This is a genomic window from Mycobacterium sp., assembly GCF_040509115.1.
Lineage (GTDB): Bacteria > Actinomycetota > Actinomycetes > Mycobacteriales > Mycobacteriaceae > Mycobacterium.
The window spans coordinates 1-6,700 of the sequence record NZ_JBEVLO010000472.1; the positions used below are offsets into that span (position 1 = coordinate 1).

The 6,700-nt window shown below is 68.0% G+C and carries 6 protein-coding genes and 1 pseudogene; 5 read left to right on the top strand and 2 right to left on the bottom strand.

The window, feature by feature from the left end:
* Nucleotides 1-166 (bottom strand): annotated as a pseudogene (locus tag ABW137_RS32250) (preprotein translocase subunit SecY); the annotation flags it as partial.
* 272 nt (nt 167-438) lie between these two features.
* Between ABW137_RS32250 and ABW137_RS32255 the strand changes: the two are divergent.
* From ABW137_RS32255 to ABW137_RS32265, 3 genes are read left to right on the top strand one after another with little or no spacing between them, the layout of a single operon-like run.
* The gene (locus ABW137_RS32255) at nt 439-1,338 is read left to right on the top strand and encodes a class I SAM-dependent methyltransferase (RefSeq protein WP_526406403.1); all 900 of its coding nucleotides are present in this window, start codon (nt 439-441) and stop codon (nt 1,336-1,338) included.
* A gap of 11 nt (nt 1,339-1,349) precedes the next feature.
* Nucleotides 1,350-2,285, top strand: coding sequence for a class I SAM-dependent methyltransferase (locus tag ABW137_RS32260; protein ID WP_526406405.1), 936 nt, complete (start codon nt 1,350-1,352; stop codon nt 2,283-2,285).
* Nucleotides 2,286-2,296: 11 nt separating this feature from the next.
* Nucleotides 2,297-3,199: a class I SAM-dependent methyltransferase gene (locus ABW137_RS32265; RefSeq protein WP_526406407.1), complete on the top strand. Its 903-nt coding sequence runs from the start codon at nt 2,297-2,299 to the stop codon at nt 3,197-3,199.
* A 3-nt stretch (nt 3,200-3,202) separates the two neighbouring features.
* Here the strand turns inward: ABW137_RS32265 and sppA are convergent, their stop codons facing one another.
* Nucleotides 3,203-5,116, bottom strand: coding sequence for a signal peptide peptidase SppA (gene sppA, locus ABW137_RS32270; RefSeq protein WP_526406409.1), 1,914 nt, complete (start codon nt 5,114-5,116; stop codon nt 3,203-3,205).
* 163 nt (nt 5,117-5,279) lie between these two features.
* Here sppA and ABW137_RS32275 point away from each other — a divergent pair, with 163 nt between their 5' ends.
* Both ABW137_RS32275 and ABW137_RS32280 read left to right on the top strand, forming a co-directional pair.
* Entirely contained in the window at nt 5,280-5,573 is a 294-nt protein-coding gene (locus ABW137_RS32275; protein ID WP_526406411.1) for a PE-PGRS family protein, read from the top strand.
* Between the two features lie 179 nt (nt 5,574-5,752).
* On the top strand, nt 5,753-6,679 hold the full coding sequence (locus ABW137_RS32280) for an LLM class flavin-dependent oxidoreductase (RefSeq protein WP_526406413.1): 927 nt from the start codon (nt 5,753-5,755) through the stop codon (nt 6,677-6,679).
* Nucleotides 6,680-6,700: the final 21 nt, after the last annotated feature.

The following is a 6,700-nucleotide window of genomic DNA, read 5'->3' on the forward strand; positions in this document are numbered from 1 at the left end:
AGTCACCGGCGCTGACCTGCGCGATGCACTTCTGCACGTTGGGGTAGTCGACGCCGGGGGACGGCAGCGTGGCGCCGACCCGGTAGAGGATGACGATGCCGAGGGTGAAGAGAATCTTCCGTCGGAGGTCGGCCGTCCGCAACGACGAAATGAAAGCCGAAAGCACTCTTCCTCCTGCGCAGCCGGGCTCGTGTCGCGGCGTGCCAATGGGGCTGGTCCAACCAGCGCTGTGGGTAAGTCTCGCGCGGTGGGTCCGCCGGAGCGCAGGCATGCCCACAGCCAGCGACGTCGCGCGTCAAGCAGTCTACGAGAGTAACAGTTGCCGCCGGTCCGACCCGCATCCGCTCAGCGCGATGACGTCCATGGGCCCTTCAGTTTCAGAGCGTACAGTCGCGTTAGCTCGTTATATCAGCTAACTAATGGTGTGGGAGGTCCATGATGAGCCGCTCGGATGCCGACAGCTGGGATTTGGCCTCCAGTGTCGGGGCGACCGCGACGATGGTGGCGGCCGCTCGCGCCCTGGCCTCACAGCAGCCCGATCCGCTCATCGACGATCCCTACGCGGCTCCCCTGGTGCGAGCCGTCGGCATCGACTTCTTCACCAAGCTGGTCGACGGCACGATCGACGTCGAGCACGACGGCGGTGACGCACGGGCGATGACCGACGTGATCGCGGTGCGCACCCGGTTCTTCGACGACTTCTTTCTCGACGCGACCGCGGCGGGCATACGACAGGCGGCGATCCTGGCCTCAGGATTGGACGCGCGGGCCTACCGGCTGCCGTGGCAGCAAGGGACCGTCGTCTACGAGATCGACCAACCGCGGGTGATCGACGCCAAGTCGGCGACCATGGCGTCGCTCGGCGCCCAGCCATCGGCCGAGCGCCGGGCCGTCGCGGTCGATCTTCGCGACGACTGGCCGTCGGCGCTCGTCGAGGCGGGCTTCGACCCGAACGCACCGACCGCGTGGAGCGCCGAAGGCCTGCTGATCTATCTGCCGCCCGAGGCGCAGGACCGCCTCTTCGACGACATCACCGCCCTGAGCGCACCGGGTAGCAGGCTGGCCACTGAGTACCACCCCGACGGGGGCGCCTCCTTCGCGGGCCGGACGAACGCGGTGTCCGATTACTGGCGCGAAAACGGCTTCGACGTCGACCTCACCGGTCTGATCTTCGAGGGTGAACGGACGCCGGTCGTCGACTACCTGGCCGCCAAGGGGTGGCGCGTCGAGGCCCGTGCCAGACCCGAGGTCTTCGCCGGTTACGGCCGCACCTTCCCCGACGTCGACGTGCTGGTGCCCCAGCGCAAGTCCCTGTCCGTCACCGCCACCCTCACCTAGGAGAACCCCGAATGACATCCAGCATCCCCAGACAAGACGGAGACACCTGGGACCTCGCCACCAGCGTGGGCGCCACGGCCACCGCCGTGGCCGCCATGCGGGCGATGGCCTCCCGGGGGCCCGATGCGGTGCTGACCGATCCGTGGGCCGAACCCCTGGTCCGGGCCGTCGGGATGGACACGTTCGTCAAGCTCCTCGACGGCGAACTTGGCGCCGCTGACGACGGAGGGCCGTCTCTCGAGGAGGATCCACTGCTCAACCCCCGCGCCATGAACGAGCAGATCGCCGTGCGGACCCGCTTCTTCGACGACTTCTTCGTCGCCGCAACGGGTTCCGGGATCCGTCAGGCCGTGATTCTGGCCTCGGGCCTGGATACCAGGGCCTACCGGTTGCCGTGGCCGACGGGCACCGTCGTCTACGAGATCGACCAGCCGGAGGTCATCGCATTCAAGACCCGCACGCTGGCCGACCTCGGCGCGGAGCCCACCGCCCGCCGCCAGACGGTGGCGATCGACCTGCGCGACGACTGGCCGACCGCGCTCGTGGAGGCGGGATTCGACCCGACCGCGCCGACGGCGTGGAGCGCGGAGGGTCTGCTCGTCTACCTGCCACCCGAGGCTCAGGACCGATTGTTCGACGACATCGCGGCGCTCTCCGCGCCGGGCAGTCGCATCGCCACCGAGAACATGGACATGGCCGCACTGCCGTCGGACTGGGCCGAGAAACTGACCGAGCGGACGCGCCGCATCGGGTCCGGCATCAACCTGGTCGACCTCTTCTACACCGGCGAACGCAGCAGCGCCGCCGACTATTTGGGCTCCCGTGGCTGGGCCACCGACATCGTGGCTACCGCGGACGCCTACGCAACCAACGGTTTCGAGCTGCCCGACGACGAGTTCGCGGGTTTCGGCGCCGGTTCCGGCTACCTGACCGCAACGAAGAACTGAGGGGATCGAACATGGCTCGTACCGAAGGCGATACCTGGGACCTTGCCTCCAGCGTCGGCGCCACCGCCACGATGGTGGCGGCGCAGCGCGCGCTCGGCCACCGACACCAGCTCATCGACGACCCCTACGCCGAACCGCTAGTGCGGGCGGTGGGCGTCGACATGTTCAACCGCATGCTCGACGGCAAGGTCGACTTCACCGCGGTGGATCCGGCGTTCACCGAGCGCCGAGCGGCCGAGGGCATGGCCGTGCGCACCCGGTTCTTCGACACGATGTTCCTCGACGCCGCGGCGGCAGGCGTGCGGCAGGCCGTCATCCTGGCCGCGGGTCTGGACGCTCGCGGGTACCGGCTGCCGTGGCCGGACGGCACGACGGTCTACGAGGTGGACCAGCCGCAAGTCATCGCGTTCAAGACGAAGACGCTCGCCGGGCTCGGCGCCGCCCCGACTGCGACCCTCAGGTCCGTTGCGATCGACCTGCGCGAGGATTGGCCGAAGGCGTTGAGGGACAACGGCTTCGATCAGAGTCAGCCCACCGCGTGGAGCGCCGAGGGCTTGCTGATCTATCTGCCGTCCGAGGCGCAGGACAAGCTGTTCGACGACATCACCGCCATGTCCGCGCCAGGAAGTCGGGTGGCGACCGAGCACATCCCGGATATGAGCGCCTTCTCCGACGAACGCGTACAGCGCATCTCGGAGCGCATGCGTCAGCTCGGATCCGACATCGAGATGACGGACTTGATCTACCGTGACGAGCGGAGCCACGTCGTCGAGTACCTCGCCGAACGCGGTTGGAACGCTTCGGCGATGTCGACGCGAGACGGCTACGCGCTCAACGGGTTCGAGTTCCCCGACGACGAGATATCGAAGATGTTCGGCGATTTGAACTACGTCAGCGCGACACTGGGCGGATAGGGCTCAGAACCTGTGGTCCCCCAACCACAGGGCATTGACGCCGGTCAGCGACCGCTCGGCCTGGGTCAACAGCGACGCCGCCGATCGCCCGAGCAAGACGCCGAGCGCATCGGGCAGTGATGCCGCGGCGGGTTGCGACGACGGCTTTGGCCGCAGCATCTCCAACAGCGACGAGCCGGGGAAGCCGATCAGCTTGACCTCGGCGTCGACGTCGAAGCCGGCCAGCACCTTGGCCCGGTCGATGGCCGTGCGCAGGCCGCCGAGCTCGTCGACGAGGCCGCGGTCCTTGGCGTCGGCGCCGGTCCAGACCCGGCCGCGGGCGATGGCGTCGACGGCGTCCTCGGTCATGTTGCGGCCCTGGGCAACTCGCTTGACGAAGTCGGTGTAGAACAGGTCGGCCTCGGCCTCGACGTGCGCGTGCTGCTCGTCGGTGAACGGGGCGTTCAGTGACCAGGCGTCGGCGTTCGGGTTGGTGCGAACGGCGTCGGAACCGATGCCGAGGCGATCCTTGAGGTCACGCGCCACCAACTTTCCCGTGACGACGCCGATGGAGCCGGTGAGGGTGCCCGCGTTGGCGACGATCGCGTCGGCGGCCATCGAAACGTAGTAGCCGCCGGATGCCGCGACCGCGCCCATCGAGGCGACCACCGGTTTGCCCGCGTCGCGGAGTCGGACGACCTCCCGCCAGATGGTCTCCGAACCAGTGACTGAGCCACCAGGGCTGTCGACGCGCAGCACCACGGCTGACACGTCGTCGTCGGCGCCTGCTTCCCGCAGCGCCGCCGCGATGGTGTCACCACCGGCGCTCGAGGTGCTCAGCGGTGACAGTTGACGTCCGCCTCGGCCGCTGACGATCGGTCCGGCGAGCGTGACGACGGCGATGGTCGGCTTGGCCTTGCGGCCGGGCAGCGATGGGCCGGGTTTGGGTGCGGTGGCGCGGGCATAGCGCGCGAGGTACAGCCGCGGCGGGACGTCCGGGTCGTCGGTGTCGTCGGGGTCGACGGGCGCACCAGAACTTCCATTGCTCCTCGCGTCCGCGGAACTTTCATCGCTCCTCGCGTCCGCAGAACTTTCATCGCTCCTCGCGTCCGTAGAACCTCCATTGCTCCTCGCGTCCGCAGAACTTCCATTGCTCCTCGCGTCCGCGGCCAACTCGGCGATGCGCGCGTACGCCTCGTCCCGGAACCCGATCCGGTCGACGAGCCGACCCGTGACGGCATCCTCGCGGAGAAGTGGCGCCTTGTCGGCGAGCTCGTTGACGGCGGCGGGGTCGACGTGGCGGGCCTCGGCGACCGCGGCGAGCACCTGCTCGTGGAGGCTTTCGATGAGCCGTCCGTCGGCTTCCCGGTGCGCGTCGGTGTAGGCGTCCTGGGTGAAGAGGTTGGCGGCCGACTTGTACTCACCTCGCGCGATGAACTGCGCCTGGATCCCGGCCTTGGCGAGAGCGTCACGCAGGAACATCGCGTTCGTGGCGAAGCCGACGAGTCCGACGGTGCCCGACGGTTGCATCCACACCTCGCGGAAGGCGGACGCCAGGTAGTAGGACATGGTGCCCGGGTACGTCTCCGCCCACGCGACCGACGGCTTCACAGCGCTGAACTCGGCGATCGCGGCGCGCAGCTCCTGAACGGGTCCTGGTGCCGCCGCGGGGAGCTGGACTCGCGCGATCAGCGCGGCGACGCGGTCATCCTTGGCGGCCCGCCGGATGGCGTCGACCGCCTCGCGAAGGAGAAGGGGCTTCCCATTGCCGGTCAGCAGCGCCACCGGATCGAAGCTGCTGGACTCCGGCGGCATCACCTGGAGATCGAGTTCGAGGACGCAGCCGTTGGGGACGCCGTTGTGCCGCGCAGTATCGACCTTGCGGACGATCGCGCGCAACTCGTCGGTACCTGGGACGTCGGTCAAGAAGCTGAACATCCCCCGAGCGTACTCACAGATTCGCTGCCGACGTCCCGGCCGGACCCGGTATCTAGGCCAACTAGAAGAATGTGAGCCAAATTGCATTTGATCTGGTTTTAACTTGAAAACTGCGTGGTACCCGCTTGCCATGAACGCACTGAGATTCATTACCCCAATGATCATGGCCGGTGCTGCTGCGACGGCAATCGCCGCCGCCCCAGTTGCCGTTGCCCAAACCTTCGCGGCGCAGAGTCCGTCCGTCTTCGCCCAGGAGCCGGCGCCGCCTCCTCCCCCGTCGCCAGGCGGTGGCGGCTGCATCGACGGCGTCGGCTGTGGCGGCGGCAACGCCGCCGGTGGCTCGGGCTGCGTCCCCATCAACGGCGTGACGAGCTGCGGCGGCGGCGGTCCTCTCGGCGGCTTCGGCAGCATCCCGGGCGTCGGGTCGGGCGGCGGCGGACCGGCCTACGTCCCGTAAGCCAGCTGACGACTCCAACCACATCCACAACTGAATAGCCAACAGCGACTGATGAAACCGCTCCGGTAGTTGCCGGAGCGGCTTCATCATGTCCGCCCCAACGACATTCGCAAACGTCCCGAGGTGCTCGTCCGGTCGGGCACTTCTGCATCCCACGGACTGGGCCGTAACGTAGGCCGATGCGATTCTCGATCTCCCTACCCCAGCTCGACGTGGATGGCTTCGACGCCGACGGTTTCATGGCCTATGTGCGACGAGCCGAGGAGGTCGGCTTCGAGGGAGGGTGGACGTTGGAGCAGACGATCGGTGCCGAGCCGCTGATCGCGCCGATGGAGTTGCTTGCCTATGCGGCAGCGTGCACAACGCGGCTGCGACTCGGCGTCGCGGTGATGGTGTCGTCGATGCACGACCCGTTGCAACTGGCAGCCACGGCGACGGCCGTCGACCGACTTAGCCACGGCAGGCTCGACTTTGGGGTCGCTCCTGGCGGTGGCAGTCGACAGTTCGCCGCGTTCGGGGTCGAGGCCAAGACGTTCGTCTCCAGCTTCGTCGAGGGTCTCGACCTGATGAAGGCAGCTTGGTCCGACGACGAACGGGTGACCTTCCACGGCAGATACCGCGACGTCGACGATCTGCCGATTCAGCCCAAGCCCGTGCAGCGTCCGCACCCACCGATCTGGTTCGGCGGCAGAGCCCCTGCCGCGCTGGCTCGCGCGGTGCGGCACGGGGACTCCTTTCTCGGTGCGGGCTCATCAACCACCACAGAGTTCGCCGAGGTGGCTGCCACCGTCCGCCGGGAGCTGGAAATCCAGGGAAAACCGACGTCACACTTCACGATCGGCAAACGTGTCTACTTGATGATCGACGACGACGCCGCCGTGGCGCGCGAGCAAGTGGTCGCGGGGCTGCATCGCAAGTACGGCGGGATGCGCGGCATCGAAGCCGTACCGGTGTCGGGCACCCCGACCGACGTCGTGCAGGGACTGCGCGCGGTCATCGAGGCGGGCGCGGACCTGATCCTGCTCAACCCTCTGGGCGACGGCGTGGCGCAAGATCGCGAACAAATGGAACGCCTGGTGGCCGAAGTCCTGCCGCAGCTGCCGTGACGAAGCGAAGGCCCCGCACGC